14 protein-coding genes and 1 riboswitch are annotated in these 14553 nt (G+C 60.1%); of the genes, 11 read left to right on the top strand and 3 right to left on the bottom strand.

Features of this window, described 5'->3' with window-relative positions; translation table 11 throughout:
• Nucleotides 1–2 precede the first annotated feature (2 nt).
• Together purN and purM are read right to left on the bottom strand one after the other, a co-directional pair.
• Nucleotides 3–653: a phosphoribosylglycinamide formyltransferase gene (purN, locus tag EQV96_RS10430; RefSeq protein ID WP_240881992.1), complete on the bottom strand. Its 651-nt coding sequence runs from the start codon at nt 651–653 to the stop codon at nt 3–5.
• Nucleotides 653–1711: a phosphoribosylformylglycinamidine cyclo-ligase gene (purM, locus tag EQV96_RS10425; RefSeq protein WP_016779859.1), complete on the bottom strand. Its 1059-nt coding sequence runs from the start codon at nt 1709–1711 to the stop codon at nt 653–655. Before purM ends, purN begins: the two co-directional genes overlap by 1 nt.
• Nucleotides 1712–2082: 371 nt before the next feature.
• On the opposite strand from purM, the gene EQV96_RS10420 reads away from it, so the two are divergent.
• From EQV96_RS10420 to EQV96_RS10400, 5 genes are all read left to right on the top strand, one after another.
• On the top strand, nt 2083–3117 hold the full coding sequence (locus EQV96_RS10420; protein WP_095003078.1) for a DUF2066 domain-containing protein: 1035 nt from the start codon (nt 2083–2085) through the stop codon (nt 3115–3117).
• A 35-nt stretch (nt 3118–3152) separates the two neighbouring features.
• Nucleotides 3153–4226, top strand: coding sequence for an AI-2E family transporter (locus EQV96_RS10415; protein WP_095003079.1), 1074 nt, complete (start codon nt 3153–3155; stop codon nt 4224–4226).
• 224 nt (nt 4227–4450) lie between these two features.
• Nucleotides 4451–5155 (top strand): DnaA regulatory inactivator Hda, encoded by a 705-nt coding sequence (gene hda / locus EQV96_RS10410; RefSeq protein WP_016779862.1) that lies wholly within the window; start codon nt 4451–4453, stop codon nt 5153–5155.
• 225 nt (nt 5156–5380) lie between these two features.
• Nucleotides 5381–6007, top strand: coding sequence for an NlpC/P60 family protein (locus tag EQV96_RS10405; RefSeq protein WP_095003080.1), 627 nt, complete (start codon nt 5381–5383; stop codon nt 6005–6007).
• A 145-nt stretch (nt 6008–6152) separates the two neighbouring features.
• Complete coding sequence (locus EQV96_RS10400; RefSeq protein ID WP_095003081.1) at nt 6153–6692, top strand: C40 family peptidase; 540 nt, start codon at nt 6153–6155, stop codon at nt 6690–6692.
• A gap of 164 nt (nt 6693–6856) precedes the next feature.
• Here the strand turns inward: EQV96_RS10400 and EQV96_RS10395 are convergent, their stop codons facing one another.
• Complete coding sequence (locus EQV96_RS10395) at nt 6857–8164, bottom strand: sorbosone dehydrogenase family protein (RefSeq protein ID WP_095003082.1); 1308 nt, start codon at nt 8162–8164, stop codon at nt 6857–6859.
• A gap of 122 nt (nt 8165–8286) precedes the next feature.
• A riboswitch (cobalamin riboswitch) is annotated at nt 8287–8532 on the top strand.
• 77 nt (nt 8533–8609) lie between these two features.
• On the opposite strand from EQV96_RS10395, the gene cobO reads away from it, so the two are divergent.
• Genes cobO through EQV96_RS10365 form a run of 6 tightly spaced genes read left to right on the top strand, consistent with a single transcriptional unit; the run spans nt 8610 to nt 14530 of the window.
• On the top strand, nt 8610–9221 hold the full coding sequence (gene cobO / locus EQV96_RS10390; protein ID WP_095003083.1) for a cob(I)yrinic acid a,c-diamide adenosyltransferase: 612 nt from the start codon (nt 8610–8612) through the stop codon (nt 9219–9221).
• Nucleotides 9222–9231: 10 nt separating this feature from the next.
• Nucleotides 9232–10545, top strand: coding sequence for a cobyrinate a,c-diamide synthase (locus EQV96_RS10385; protein ID WP_240881990.1), 1314 nt, complete (start codon nt 9232–9234; stop codon nt 10543–10545).
• Complete coding sequence (bluB, locus tag EQV96_RS10380) at nt 10542–11192, top strand: 5,6-dimethylbenzimidazole synthase (RefSeq protein WP_095003085.1); 651 nt, start codon at nt 10542–10544, stop codon at nt 11190–11192. The genes EQV96_RS10385 and bluB overlap by 4 nt, the downstream gene beginning before the upstream one ends.
• Nucleotides 11189–12097 (top strand): adenosylcobinamide-phosphate synthase CbiB, encoded by a 909-nt coding sequence (gene cbiB, locus EQV96_RS10375; RefSeq protein ID WP_095019427.1) that lies wholly within the window; start codon nt 11189–11191, stop codon nt 12095–12097. The genes bluB and cbiB overlap by 4 nt, the downstream gene beginning before the upstream one ends.
• On the top strand, nt 12090–13082 hold the full coding sequence (gene cobD, locus EQV96_RS10370; RefSeq protein WP_095003087.1) for a threonine-phosphate decarboxylase CobD: 993 nt from the start codon (nt 12090–12092) through the stop codon (nt 13080–13082). Before cbiB ends, cobD begins: the two co-directional genes overlap by 8 nt.
• A complete protein-coding gene (locus EQV96_RS10365) occupies nt 13079–14530 on the top strand; it encodes a cobyric acid synthase (protein ID WP_240881989.1) in 1452 nt (483 codons plus the stop codon). Before cobD ends, EQV96_RS10365 begins: the two co-directional genes overlap by 4 nt.
• The last annotated feature ends 23 nt before the right edge of the window (nt 14531–14553 follow it).

The raw sequence follows: 14553 nt of genomic DNA, 5'->3' as shown, positions 1-14553 counted from the left end.
TCCTAGGTTCGTATCAAGTGGCCGCTGGCCGCAAGTAATTGACCGTCCAATAATGCGCCTCGCTCGTCAAGTGACAAGCGACCTTCGGCAAACCAGCGCACTGCATGCGGATAAATCCGGTGTTCCTGGGCGTGAACCCGTTGCGCCAGGCTATGTGGCGAGTCATCGGACTCTACCGGTATCACTGCCTGTACGACCAGAGGTCCGCCGTCGAGTTCCTCGGTCACAAAGTGCACGCTGCAGCCGTGCTCACCGTCTCCTGCTTCCAGCGCCCGCTGGTGCGTGTGCAAGCCCTTGTATTTGGGGAGCAGGGAAGGGTGGATATTCAGCAGGCGACCCTGATAGTGACGCACGAATTCTGCGCTGAGAATGCGCATGAACCCGGCCAGAACCACCAGTTTCGGTTTGAATTCGTCGATGACTTTGATCAATGCAGCATCGAAGGCCTCGCGGCCCTCGAATGCCTTGTGATCCAGTACGCGGGTATCGATACCCGCGTCTTTGGCGCGTTGCAGGCCGTAGGCATCCGCGCGGTTGGAGATCACCGCGCGGATTGTTGCCGGGCTGGCCTTGACGTCATCGCTGTCGATCAAGGCCTGCAAGTTGCTGCCGGTGCCTGAAAGCAGCACCACTACATCACAGGTATCAGGCATTAGTGCGCCTTGATGTTTTGCAGCTCAACTTGCGCAGCGCCTTCAGCGGCGGTTGCGATCTGACCGATGACCCAAGGCTGCTCGCCCGCTTCACGCAGTACGTTCAGCGCGGTTTCAACGTCAGCCTGAGCTACGCAGATGACCATGCCAACGCCGCAGTTCAGCACGCGGTGCATTTCGTGCTCGTCCACGTTGCCTTTTTCCTGCAGCCAGTCGAAGACGGCAGGGCGCTGCCAGCTGGCAACGTCAACCACCGCTTGTGCACCTTTTGGCAGTACGCGCGGGATGTTGTCGAGCAGGCCGCCACCGGTGATGTGGGCCATGGCCTTGACCACGCCGGTTTCCTTGATCAGTTTGAGCAGCGGCTTGACGTAGATGCGGGTCGGCGCCATCAGCAGGTCGGTCAGTGGCTTGCCGTCGAGCTGGATGTTTTCGATGTCGGCACCCGACACTTCGATGATCTTGCGGATCAGCGAGTAGCCGTTGGAGTGCGGGCCCGAGGACGGCAAGGCGAGCAGGGCGTCGCCGGCAGCGACCTTGGAACCGTCGATGATCTCGGATTTTTCTACAACGCCAACGCAGAAGCCGGCCAGGTCGTAGTCTTCGCCTTCGTACATGCCTGGCATTTCAGCGGTTTCGCCGCCAACCAGCGAGCAACCGGACAGTTCGCAGCCAGCGCCGATACCGGTCACCACCTGGGTCGCGGTTTCAACGTTGAGCTTGCCGGTGGCGTAGTAGTCAAGGAAGAACAGAGGCTCGGCGCCGCATACGATCAGGTCGTTGACGCACATGGCAACCAGGTCGATACCGATGCTGTCGTGCTTGTTCAGGTTCAGGGCCAGGCGCAGCTTGGTGCCGACGCCGTCAGTGCCGGAAACCAGAACAGGCTGCTTGTAGCCAGCCGGAATTTCGCAGAGGGCGCCAAAACCGCCGAGGCCGCCCATCACTTCCGGGCGTGCAGTGCGCTTGGCCACGCTCTTGATGCGTTCGACCAATGCTTCACCGGCGTCGATGTCTACACCGGCGTCTTTGTAGCTCAGGGATGGTTGCTTGCTCATAATCCAGGCCTTTAGGGGGGATTCGGGGGTATCGACCGAGTTCAGGGGGCAGGCTTGCAAGTGCTCAAGGATTGCACCAGAGCATTTGCAGGGTGCCCGGCTGTTGGCGGTCTGCGAAGGCGCGCGATTTTATCAGGCTTGAAGGGCAGCGGCCATCCTCGGGCCGACAGGCAGGGTTATATCTGGCGAAAAAAACCTTTTTTAGTCGTACTTGGGTCTGCGCACAGGCCTGTATAAGGTATAGAGAGGTTGTGTGACCGCGTGAAAACGCGAAACGGGCGTGAATGATTTGGCCGTGGCCGTGTCAGAAGTCTGTTCGAGTGTTTTTATGGCGTCCTTAATAGGCTGCTTTTTGTCATCGGGAATCTTTCATGCGTTTTAGCCAATTTTTAGCCGTGGGCTGTCTGTCTTTTTTCAGCCTGGCCAGTCATGCCGAAATCCTCACCGGTCTTTATCAGGTGCTCGAGCCAGTCACCACCCAGTCACCTGATGAGCGCACCCAGGCTACGCAAAAGGCCCTGGAAACCCTGGTGTTGCGTCTGACCGGAGATGCCGCGGCGATTAAGAGTCCGGCGCTGGAGGCGATTCGCAAAGATCCGCAGCAAATCATCAGTCGCTACGGCTATGACGCCGGCCCGCCGCAAAGCCTGCAAGTGGACTTCGATCCGGTGAGTACCGATCGTGCGTTGCATCAGGCCGGGCTGTCGCTGTGGGGCAGTAATCGCCCTGCGCTGCTGGGCTGGTGGCTGAATGACTCGGTCGAAGGTTCGAGCCTGGTGGGGGACGGTCAGTCAGTGGCCGAGCCGTTGCGTCGTGCCGCGCAGCATCGGGGTTTGCCATTGCGCTTGCCGTTGGCGGATTTGAGTGAACAGCTTGTGGGTACGGCTGAAAATCTTGAGGGCAGCAATCCTGCGCCTTTAAAAGACGCTTCCGAGCGTTATGGTGCGGACGCATTGCTGGCGGTGCATGCTCGTGAAGATGACGGGCAGTGGAGCGCCAAATGGCGTTTGTGGGTAGGTGATCAGCAGGAGCAGGGCAGCGCTCAGGCTCCTGATCAGGCAGCGCTGGCCGATGCCGTGATGCTTGCGGTCAGCCAGCGTCTGGCGCCGCGCTATGCGGTCAAGCCCGGGGTTTCTTCCGAGCAGTTGCTCGAAGTGCAAGGCATGACGTTGCAGCGTTATGCGCAGCTGGGGCATTTGCTTGAGCCTTTTGGTGCGCAACTCAAGAGCGTTGACGGTGATCGTGTTGTGTACCTGGTAAACGGCAGCGCCGAGCAGTTGCGTTCGCAATTGGGGCTGGCGCAGTTGCAGGAAGTACCGGCGGGGCAAGTGCCTGTTGCGGCTGATGGGGGGCAGGCGTCAAGTGTTGCCTCAGGCCCTGCGGCGCAGTTGCGGTTTCGCTGGTAGGTTGATGTCTTCTTTATATAAGGATGGGGTGGCTCATGGCTGATTCGCGACGGTGGGTGTGGTGGGGCGTGGCGTTGGGATTCGCCCTGTTCGTGTATTTCCTGCATCCGATACTCACGCCTTTTCTGGTCGCCATCGTCCTGGCCTATATGTTCGACCCGGTGGTCGATCGACTGGAAAGGTTCGGACTTTCAAGAACCTGGGGTGTGGTTGCGGTCTTTACCGTGTTCACTGTCATTTTGATGACATTGCTGCTGGTACTGGTGCCGCTGCTGGCCAAGCAACTGTTGAAGCTCTATCAGTTGGCACCGCAGATCCTCGACTGGCTGCAGCACACGGCAATGCCGTGGGTGCAAGCCAAGTTCGGCTTGAGTGACAGTTTCTGGAAGTTCGACAAGATCAAGGCGGCGATCACCGAGCATATGGGGCAGGCGACTGACATTGTCGGAATCGTCCTGTCCAAGGCCACGGCTTCCAGTCTGGCGCTGATCGGCTTTTTGGCCAATCTGGTGTTGATTCCGGTGGTGGCGTTCTACCTGTTGCGTGATTGGAACATCATGATGGCCAAGATTCGCGGTCTGTTGCCGCGGGCTCGGGCAGATCAGATCGTGTCACTGGCCAAAGAGTGCCACGACGTGCTCGGCGCGTTTGTGCGCGGTCAGTTGCTGGTGATGCTGGCGCTGGGGGTGATCTACTCGGCGGGCCTGATGCTGGTCGGCCTCGAGCTGGGGTTGTTGATCGGCTTGATGGCGGGTATAGCGGCCATCGTGCCGTATATGGGCTTTATTGTCGGCATCGGTGCGGCGTTGGTTGCCGGGTTATTCCAGTTTGGCGGGGATCTGTACCCGATGCTCGGCATCGTGGCGGTGTTTATGATCGGCCAAGCCCTGGAGGGCACCGTGCTTACCCCGCTGCTGGTGGGTGACAAAATCGGTATGCACCCGGTGGCGGTGATCTTTGCGATTCTGGCTGGCGGTGAGCTGTTCGGTTTTACCGGTGTATTGCTGGCCTTGCCGGTAGCGGCCGTGATCATGGTGCTGGTGCGCCATGTGCAGGATTTGTATAAGGATTCCCAGGTCTATAAAGGCAGTGAGGATCCGCAGTTGTAGAGGGTGGGTTGTGAAGCGGCGGGGTTGTCGCGAGGCGGCCCGGCCTTCTTTGTGCGTTCGAGGCGGCTCGCAGGCGCCAGAAAAAGCCCAATCAATCCAAGACCTTAACGCAAACCTTTGATTTTGCTCGTGGTCTGTTACATTGTGTGCCCGGCGACACGGGTATAAACTTTTCAAACCTTACACAGAGGCCACTAACGGTTCGCTTGAACTGTTCAGTCAGCATGAAACCGATTCAGCTGCCCCTAGGTGTGCGTCTGCGTGATGACGCTACCTTCATAAACTACTATCCAGGCGCCAATGCCGCTGCACTCGGCTATGTCGAACGTCTGTGCGAAGCCGACGCCGGCTGGACAGAAAGCCTGATTTACCTGTGGGGCAAACATGGCGTAGGGCGTACGCACCTGCTGCAGGCCGCTTGCCTGCGCTTTGAGCAGATGGGCGAACCGGCGGTTTACCTGCCGCTGGCCGAGTTGCTGGATCGCGGCATAGAAATCCTCGATAACCTTGAGCAGTACGAGCTGGTTTGCCTGGATGACCTGCAGGCGGTGGCCGGGCGTGCTGATTGGGAAGAGGCGCTGTTCCATCTGTTCAACCGGCTGCGTGACAGCGGCCGGCGCCTGTTGATTGCAGCCTCCACCTCGCCTCGAGAATTGCCGATCAAACTGGCAGACCTCAAGTCCCGCCTGACCATGGCGCTGGTTTTCCAGATGCGCCCCCTGTCCGATGAGGACAAGCTGCGGGCTTTGCAGTTGCGTGCTTCACGCCGTGGCCTGCACCTGACTGACGAAGTCGGGCATTTCATTCTCACGCGCGGTACCCGCAGCATGAGTGCCTTGTTTGATTTGCTCGAGCGGCTCGATCAAGCGTCCTTGCAGGCGCAGCGCAAGCTGACCATTCCCTTCCTGAAAGAAACCCTTGGCTGGTAGCTCAGCCCTTCAAACATAAGGGTTGTAGCCGGTTTTGACAGTTTCCAGGCGCCAAAAATCCTGCGCGGCCAAAGGGCTGTGGGCGCAAAATCTGTCGTCAGGGGTGTAAAGCCTTAGATGTCACGACGAAACCATCAAGTCACATTTAGATCGATTGAATTTGCAAATGAGGATCATAGAAGGCATAGTCGCGGCTACTTTTTCTAATAAGCCACGGTCGTGCCCATGCTAAAGCGCTTCGCACCCCTCGTGCCCCTCGCACTCGTTACCCTGTTGTTTGGTTGTGCTGCTCACACGCCAGTGTCGCAGCAAGTCGTCCAGGCTCAGGTTCAAAAGTCATCTTCGGTCTCGCAAACTTCCGCTCTTTATCAGGAAGAACTGGCAACCGAAAAAGAACTGGCTGAGTTTTCTGCCAACAGCAAGCCTTATGAATTGCCAGCTCTGGCTGACAGCATTCTAGAGCGCGGTATGTCCTTGATCGGTACCCGTTACCGTTTTGGTGGCACCTCCGAGGCAGGCTTCGATTGCAGCGGCTTTATCGGTTATCTGTTCAAGGAAGAGGCGGGCATGCAATTGCCGCGCTCAACCCGCGAAATGATCAACGTAAAAGCACCGCTGGTCGCACGGAATAATTTGAAACCGGGTGATTTGCTGTTCTTCAGCACCAATGGTCGTGGCCGTGTGAGCCATGCCGGGATTTACCTGGGTGATGACCAGTTTATTCACTCCAGCAGCCGCCGCAGCGGTGGTGTACGGATTGATAACCTGGGTGACAGCTACTGGAGCAAGACCTTTATTGAGGCCAAGCGCGCCCTGGCGATGGCCCCTGCGAGCGTCGTAGCCCGCAAGTAAAGTTAATGTGTTACTTGAAGTTCTGCAGCTAAGAGCTAGAATTAAGTCGCAATGTTAAATTTCTGAAGCCGCGAAGGTGCCCCCTCTCGCGGCTTTGGGGTTCGCGGCCTGAGTTGCCGTATCCAGAATCAGGAACATTCTGTTTATGTCGATCATGGCCCGCGTTGCTCTCCTCACTTTAGCAGCACTGCTCAGTGCCTGCGCCAGCCGCACCCCGCCAGCCCCCGTGGCACAAAAGCCGGTTGTGTTTATCACTCACCCCGAAGAAACCTCCCCGGTTGCCGCAGACGTGCTTTTTCGCGCCCTTGGCCTGGTAGGCACGCCTTATCGCTGGGGCGGCAATACCCCGGATTCGGGGTTTGATTGCAGTGGCCTGATCAAGTACGTATACAACGACGCCGCGGGTATTTCGTTGCCGCGCACCACGCGCGAGATGATCGTGATGCGTGCGCAGAGCATCGGCCAGGACAAGCTGCAAACCGGTGACCTGCTGTTCTTTGCAACCAATGGTGGCTCCCAGGTCAGTCACGCCGGGATCTACGTAGGCGAAGGGCGCTTTGTCCATGCGCCGGCCACGGGCGGTACGGTCAAGCTGGACAGCCTGAACAAGGCCTACTGGCAGAAGGCTTATCTGAATGCCAAGCGCGTGTTGCCGACCGAGCAGCATTTGGCACGTTTGCCCTAAAGCCCCTCACCCCAACCCTCTCCCGAAGGGAGAGGGAGCTTGACCGAGTTGAATCTGGATTCAGCGCAAGGTTTCCAGGCTGCCAAATATCTGAAGCAAACCCCATTCAGTCCCCTCTCCCTCCGGGGGAGGGCTAGGGTGAGGGCGGCTCTTGATTAGAAAGCCTATTTTCCCGACACCCGCCAAACCTTGTTGCCTACATCATCGGCCACCAACAAGTCCCCTTGCTTGTCGATCACCACGCCCACTGGCCGGCCCATGGCTTTTTCGTCGGCGTTAAGAAAGCCGGTCAGCACATCGATCGGCATGCCCTCCGGTTTGCCGCCGGCAAAAGGCACGAAAATCACTTTGTAACCACTGTGGGGTTTGCGGTTCCAGGAGCCGTGCTGGCCGATAAAGGCACCCTGGGTAAAGCCGGGTAAATGGCTGCCTTCGGCAAACGTCAGCCCCAAAGACGCCGTGTGTGGCCCAACGGCGTAATCCGGGGCAATGGCCTTGGCCACCAGTTCAGGGTTTTGCGGGTTGACCCGCACATCCACATGCTGGCCGTAGTAGCTGTAGGGCCAGCCATAGAAGCCGCCATCCTGGACTGATGTGATGTAGTCGGGCACCAGGTCACTGCCGATTTCGTCACGCTCATTAACTGCTGTCCAGAGCTTGCCGGAGGTGGGCTCCCAGTCCATGCCATTAGGGTTGCGCAGGCCCGACGCAAAAATGCGGTGGCTGCCGGTGGCCGGGTCGACTTCCCAGATCGCGGCACGACCTTGCTCCTTGTCCATGCCATTTTCGCCCACATTGCTGTTGGATCCGACGGTCACATATAACTTGGTGCCGTCCTTGCTGGCGATCACGTTTTTGGTCCAATGGTGGTTCAGAGGCCCGCCGGGTAAGTCCACCACCTTGACCGGTTTGGCGCTGATGCTGTTTTCACCGGCTTGATAGGGGAAGCGCAACAGCTTGTCGGCATCTGCCACATACAGATCGTTACCCACCAGCGTCATGCCAAAGGGAGAGTTCAGGTTCTCGATAAACACGGTGCGGGTTTCGGCGACGCCATCGTGGTCCGCGTCGCGCAACAGGGTAATCCGGTTTGCACTTGGCACTCCGGCCCCGGCGCGGGACATGACCTTGTCTGCGATCCAGCCCTTGATGCCCTTGCTGTCATCCGGCTTGGGCGGCGAATTGGATTCGGCCACCAGCACGTCGCCGTTGGGCAGTACATAGAGCCAGCGCGGGTGGTCGAGGTTCTGGGCGAAAGCGGCGACGTGCAAGCCGTGGGCAGCCACTGGGGTGGCATTATCGGGCCAGCCGATGGCGGGGGCGATATTGACCGTTGGAATCAGGGTTTTATTGGGTTCGGGAAGCTTGGGTGATGGGCCGGTTCCCTCACTGACTTGCAGGGTCGAGCTTTCGCCGCAAGCGACCAATCCTGCGGCAAGAACAATAACAACGGCGTGCTGGCGCTTGAGCATGTGGTTCTCCATAAGATCTTGTCTGGTAGTAGAGAAGCGTAGCTGTTTAAAGGTTCAGCCCGGGCGCCGGATAAAGCCTTTAGGCGCCGGCTTTAATTGACGCTCCACCCCCAACCCTCTAACCTTCGCGGCTTGTTTCAGGTGCTCTGTGGCCACGGGTCGACAGAGTGAAACAGGGAAGCCGGTGAGGGCGTGTTGGACCTACACAACCGCCACGATCCCGGCGCTGCCCCCGCAACGGTAAACGAGTCAAAGCCACGCTCAGTGCCACTGTGTTTTTTGCACGGGAAGGCGCGTGGACAAGGGTGCACCCTACAGGTGCCGCCCGCTTGTGAGCCCGGAGACCGGCCTGATCCATCCACCACTCTCGCGGCGGGCGATGCAGTGTGTTTTTTTAATTTCCCCCGCCTCCCGTTTGCATCATCGAACCCAACGGAGAGTTGCCATGAATGAATCCCCCGAACGCGACGAACGCCATCAGGCGCGCATGCTGCGCAAAAAAGCGGTTATGGACGAGCGCATTGCCAGCTCGCCCAATGAATGCGGACTGCTGCTGGTATTGACCGGCAATGGCAAAGGCAAGAGCAGTTCTGCGTTTGGCATGCTGGCCCGCGCCATGGGCCACGGCATGCAGTGCGGCGTGGTGCAGTTCATCAAGGGTCGCAACAGCACCGGTGAGGAGATTTTCTTCCGCCGTTTTCCCGAGCAGGTGCGCTACCACGTGATGGGTGAAGGCTTTACCTGGGAAACCCAGGACCGCCAGCGCGATATCGCCGCCGCCGAAGCCGCGTGGGAAGTGTCCCGCGAGATGCTGCGCGATCCGTCCATTGGACTGGTGGTGCTCGATGAGCTGAATATCGCGCTCAAGCACGGCTACCTCGATCTGGAACAGGTGCTCGCCGACCTGCAAGCCCGTCCGCCCATGCAGCATGTGCTGGTCACCGGCCGTGGCGCCAAACCTGAATTGATTGATCTGGCTGATACCGTGACTGAGATGGCGGTGGTCAAACACGCTTTCCAGGCCGGGATCAAAGCCCAGAAAGGCATCGAATTGTGAGTGTTGAAGTATGAGAGCGTCACGTCATTGCCCGGCGGTGCTGATCGCCGCGCCGGCTTCCGGTCAGGGCAAGACCACGGTTACAGCGGCTTTGGCCCGGTTGCATCGCAATCAGGGGCGCAAGGTGCGGGTATTCAAGTGCGGCCCGGATTTTCTCGACCCCATGATCCTGGAGCGCGCCAGCGGTGCGCCGGTGTATCAGGTGGATTTGTGGATGGTGGGCGCCGAGGAAAGCCGTCGCCTGCTGTGGGAAGCCGCCGGTGAGGCGGACCTGATTTTGATTGAAGGTGTGATGGGGCTGTTTGACGGCACGCCTTCCAGCGCCGATCTGGCACGGCATTTTGGCGTGCCGGTGTTGGGGGTGATTGATGGCACTGCCATGGCCCAAACCTTTGGTGCGCTGGCCCTTGGTTTGGCGCGCTATCAGCCGGATCTGCCGTTTGCCGGGGTGCTGGCCAATCGAGTTGGCACCGTACGACATGCACAGCTGCTCGAAGGCAGCCTGACCGAAGGCTTGCGCTGGTACGGCGCGCTGTCCCGCGAGACCGGAATCGAGCTGCCCAGTCGTCATCTGGGTTTGGTGCAGGCCAGTGAGCTGAACGATCTGGATGCGCGTCTGGATGCGGCTGCCAATGCCCTGGCCAGCACCTGTGAGGTAGCGCTGCCACCGCCGGTTGAGTTCGCTGCGCCTGAGCCGGTGGCCGTCGAGCTGCTGCTGGCAGGTGTGCGAATTGCCGTGGCCCGCGACGAAGCTTTTGCCTTCACTTATGGCGCCAGCCTCGCGTTATTACGTGATATGGGCGCCGAACTGCTGTTTTTCTCACCGATCCGTGACAGTCAGCTGCCTGAAGCAGACAGCCTGTATTTGCCCGGTGGTTACCCTGAACTGCATCACCTTGAGCTGTCGCGCAACGTGCCGATGCTCACGGCGATTCGCGCACACCACAGGGCCGGTAAACCGCTGCTGGCCGAGTGCGGTGGCATGCTTTACCTGCTCGATGCCCTGACCGATGTCGAGGGCCAGCGCGCCGAACTGGTTGGCTTGCTGGCAGGGGAGGCGACGATGCAAAAGCGCCTGGCTGCCCTGGCGCTGCAAGCTGTGGACATGCCTGAAGGGCTGTTGCGCGGCCACACCTACCACCACTCGCTGACCAGTACCGAACTTGAGCCTGTTGCTCGCGGCCTGAGCCCCAATGGCGGGCGCGGCGCCGAAGCGGTGTATCGCGAAGGGCGAATGACCGCTTCTTATGTACACTTTTACTTCCCGTCCAATCCTCAGGCCATTGCCGCGTTGTTTGCGCCATGTGCCGTGAAGGTGCCATGAGCGATAACGCATTCAGCCCGCAAGAACGCGCCGCCGTGTACCGCGCCATCGCCGAGCGTCGTGATATGCGCCACTTCAGTGGTGGCACTGTGGCACCCGAGTTGTTGTCGCGTTTGCTGGAAGCGGCGCATCAAGCCCCGAGCGTGGGCTTGATGCAGCCGTGGCGGTTTATCCGCATCACTGACCGCGAGCTGCGCGGCAAGATCCAGGGTCTGGTGGAAGAAGAGCGGGTACGCACCGCGGATGCCCTGGGCCAGCGCTCCGATGAATTCATGACGCTCAAGGTCGAAGGTATCAACGATTGCGCCGAGGTGCTGGTGGCTGCGTTGATGGATGACCGCGAAAAGCACATTTTTGGTCGCCGTACGCTGCCGGAAATGGACATGGCGTCCTTGTCCTGTGCCATTCAAAACCTGTGGCTGGCGGCCCGGGTCGAAGGGCTGGGCATGGGCTGGGTGTCATTGTTCGAACCGCAGGCACTGGCTGATCTGCTGGGGTTGCCTGCCGGGGCCAAGCCGCTCGCTGTACTGTGCCTGGGCCCGGTCGAGGCGTTTTATCCAGCGCCGATGCTGGTCCTGGAAGGGTGGGCGCAAGCGCGTCCGCTCAGTGAACTGGTGTACGAGAATTATTGGGGAGTGAGTCCATGAGTGTGGCGTTGCTGTGCGTTGCCGGGGTGGCGCTGGATGCGTTGCTCGGCGAGCCCAAACGCTGGCATCCGCTGGTTGCCTTTGGCCGTATGGCCGAGCGTATTGAGCAGCGTTTCAATTCCGGCGGCCGTGGCTGGCGCAGTCATGGTGTTACGGCCTGGGTACTGGCAGTGCTGCCGCTGACGATCCTGGCCACGGCCCTGTCCTGGCTGCCTTATATTGGCTGGCTGGTGGACATTGCGGCGCTGTATTGCGCACTGGGCATGCGCAGCCTCGGTGAGCACGTACAACCAGTAGCCGAGGCATTGCGCGCCAATAACCTGGATGAGGCGCGCACGCGGGTGGGTTATCTGGTCAGCCGTCAGACCAGTGAGCTGGATTCTACCGAAGTGGCCCGCGCCGCCACCGAGTCGGTGCTGGAAAACGGCAGCGATGCGGTATTTGCCGCGATTTTCTGGTTTGTGGTCGCGGGTGCGCCAGGGGTGGTGCTCTATCGTTTGAGTAATACCCTGGATGCCATGTGGGGCTATCGCAACGAACGCTTTGAGCGTTTTGGCTGGGCTGCGGCGCGGATCGACGATGTTCTTAACTATATTCCTGCAAGGTTGGTTGCGTTGACCTATGCCGCTTTGGGTAAAACCCGACTGGCCCTGAAGAGCTGGCGCAAGCAGGCACCGCTATGGGACAGCCCCAATGCCGGCCCGGTCATGGCTGCTGGTGCCGGAGCGCTGGGTGTTGAGTTGGGTGGCCCGGCGATTTATCACGGCGAACTGCATGAGCGCCCGCAATTGGGCGAAGGTGCACCGGCAGACGCCGAGTCGATCGGCCGTGGCTGGCAACTGGTGCAGCGTGGCGTATGGCTGTGGCTGCTGATCCTGTGTGTCTGGAGTGAATTCTATGCTTGAGCACGGTGGGCGTTTGCGCAAGGCGGCGTTGCACTACGGCATTGCCGAAGCGGACTGGCTGGACCTGTCCACCGGCCTGGCGCCCTGGCCCTTTGCTATCCCCCAGGTGCCCGAACGTGCCTGGGCGCGCTTGCCTGAGGCCGATGACGGCCTTGAGCAAGCGGCCTGCGCCTATTACGGCGCGCCGCATGTGCTGGCGGTACCGGGTTCACAGTGTGCCATTCAGTTGCTGCCGCGTTTGCGCCGTAGCGGCAAGGTTGGCGTGCTGTCGCCGTGTTACGCCGAGCATGCCCATGCGTGGCGGCGCAGCGGGCATATCGTGCGGGAAATCATGGAGCAGGAAATCGACTTCTACATCGACACACTGGATGTGCTGGTGGTGGTCAACCCCAACAATCCCACGGGCTTGAGTCTGACCCCGGAACGCCTGCTGGAGTGGCATGCGCGGCTGATGCAGCGCGGCGGCTGGCTGGTGGTGGACGAAGCCTTTATGGACAACACGCCGCAACTGAGCCTGGCCGCGCATACCCAGCGTACCGGGTTGATCGTATTGCGCTCTTTCGGCAAGTTTTTTGGCCTGGCGGGCGTTCGGCTGGGTTTTGTGCTGGCTGAACTCAAGTTACTCAAGTTGCTGGCCGAGCAAGTCGGTCCCTGGGCGGTCAGCGGCCCGACGCGGATTGTCGGCCAGGCCTGCCTGCTCGACTCCGAGGCCCAAGCTCGTCAGCGCGAACGCAGCGAACTGGCCAGCGGGCGTCTGGAACGTCTGTTGGGCTTGCATGATCTGCCGCCGCAAGGGGGCTGTGCGCTGTTCCAGTGGTTGATCACCTCCCATGCCGATAGCCTTTACGAGTTTATGGCGCACCGCGGCATTTTGCTGCGCCTGTTTACCCACAACAGCAGCGTGCGTTTTGGCCTGCCAGCCGAAGAAGCTGACTGGCTGCGCCTGGAGCAGGCTCTGGCGGCGTACACCAAGGAATCCTTATGAGTACGTTGATGGTGCAGGGCACCACGTCCGATGCCGGTAAAAGCACCCTGGTGACGGCCCTGTGCCGCTGGCTGACCCGTCAGGGCGTGGCGGTGGTGCCGTTCAAACCACAAAATATGGCGCTCAACAGTGCCGTGACGGCCGAAGGCGGTGAAATCGGTCGCGCCCAGGCAGTACAGGCGCAGGCAGCCGGGCTGGCACCGCACACGGATATGAACCCGGTGCTGCTCAAGCCCAATAGCGACACCGGAGCCCAGGTAATCATTCATGGTCGTGCTGTCACCAGCATGAATGCCGTGGCGTATCACGATTACAAGGCCATCGCCATGCAGGCCGTTCTGGCCTCGCACCAGCGTTTGAGTGCGGCGTACCCGGTGGTGATGGTAGAAGGCGCCGGTTCGCCGGCCGAGATCAATCTACGGGCCGGTGATATCGCCAACATGGGCTTTGCCGAGGCGGTGGACTGCCCGGTGGTGCTGATCGCCGATATCAATCGTGGTGGCGTGTTTGCTCATCTGGTCGGTACTCTGGAATTGCTCTCGGACACCGAGCAGGCGCGGGTCAAGGGCTTTATCATCAACCGCTTTCGCGGCGATATTGCGCTGCTCCAGCCCGGCCTCGACTGGCTGGAACAGCGCACCGGCAAACCGGTGATCGGTGTGCTGCCCTATGTGATGGACTTGCACCTTGAGGCCGAGGACGGCATCGACCAGCGCCAGACCGACAAGGCCGACCAGGTGCTCAAGGTGGTGGTGCCGGTGCTGCCGCGCATCAGCAACCACACCGACTTCGACCCGCTACGCCTGCACCCGCAAGTGGACTTGCAGTTTGTCGGGCCGGGGCAGCCCATCCCGCCTGCCGACCTGATCATCCTGCCCGGTTCCAAAAGCGTGCGCAGTGATCTGGCCTATTTACGCGCCAATGGCTGGGACACGGTCATCAGCCGTCACTTGCGCTATGGCGGCAAGCTGCTGGGCATTTGCGGCGGTTTGCAGATGCTTGGTGAGCAGGTGCACGACCCGCTGGGCCTTGAAGGCACTGCGGGCAGCAGTGCCGGGCTGGGCTTGCTGGCATTCAGTACCGAACTGGCTGCCGAAAAACAGTTACGCAATGTGCGCGGGCACCTGGCCCTGGAAAACGCCGAGGTCATGGGTTACGAAATCCACGCGGGCGTGACGACGGGGGCTGCTCTGGAGCAACCGGCAGTGCATCTGGATGACGGACGCCGTGAGGGTGCACAAAGCGCGGACAGGCAGATTCTCGGTACTTACCTGCATGGCCTGTTCGAATCCCCTGCCGCTTGCAGCGCGTTGTTGCGCTGGGCCGGTTTGCAGGATGTGCAGGCCGTGGACTACCACGCCCTGCGCGAGCGGGATATCGAGCGGCTGGCGGATCTGGTGGAAAACCACCTGGATACGGCGTACTTGCGCGAACTGTGCGGAATTTGAATCGTGTGGGAGCGAGCCTGCTC

The sequence above is a fragment of the Pseudomonas sp. TMW22080 genome, assembly GCF_022496745.1.
Lineage (GTDB): Bacteria > Pseudomonadota > Gammaproteobacteria > Pseudomonadales > Pseudomonadaceae > Aquipseudomonas > Aquipseudomonas bubulae.
This window is presented reverse-complemented; position numbering and strand designations above follow the sequence as displayed.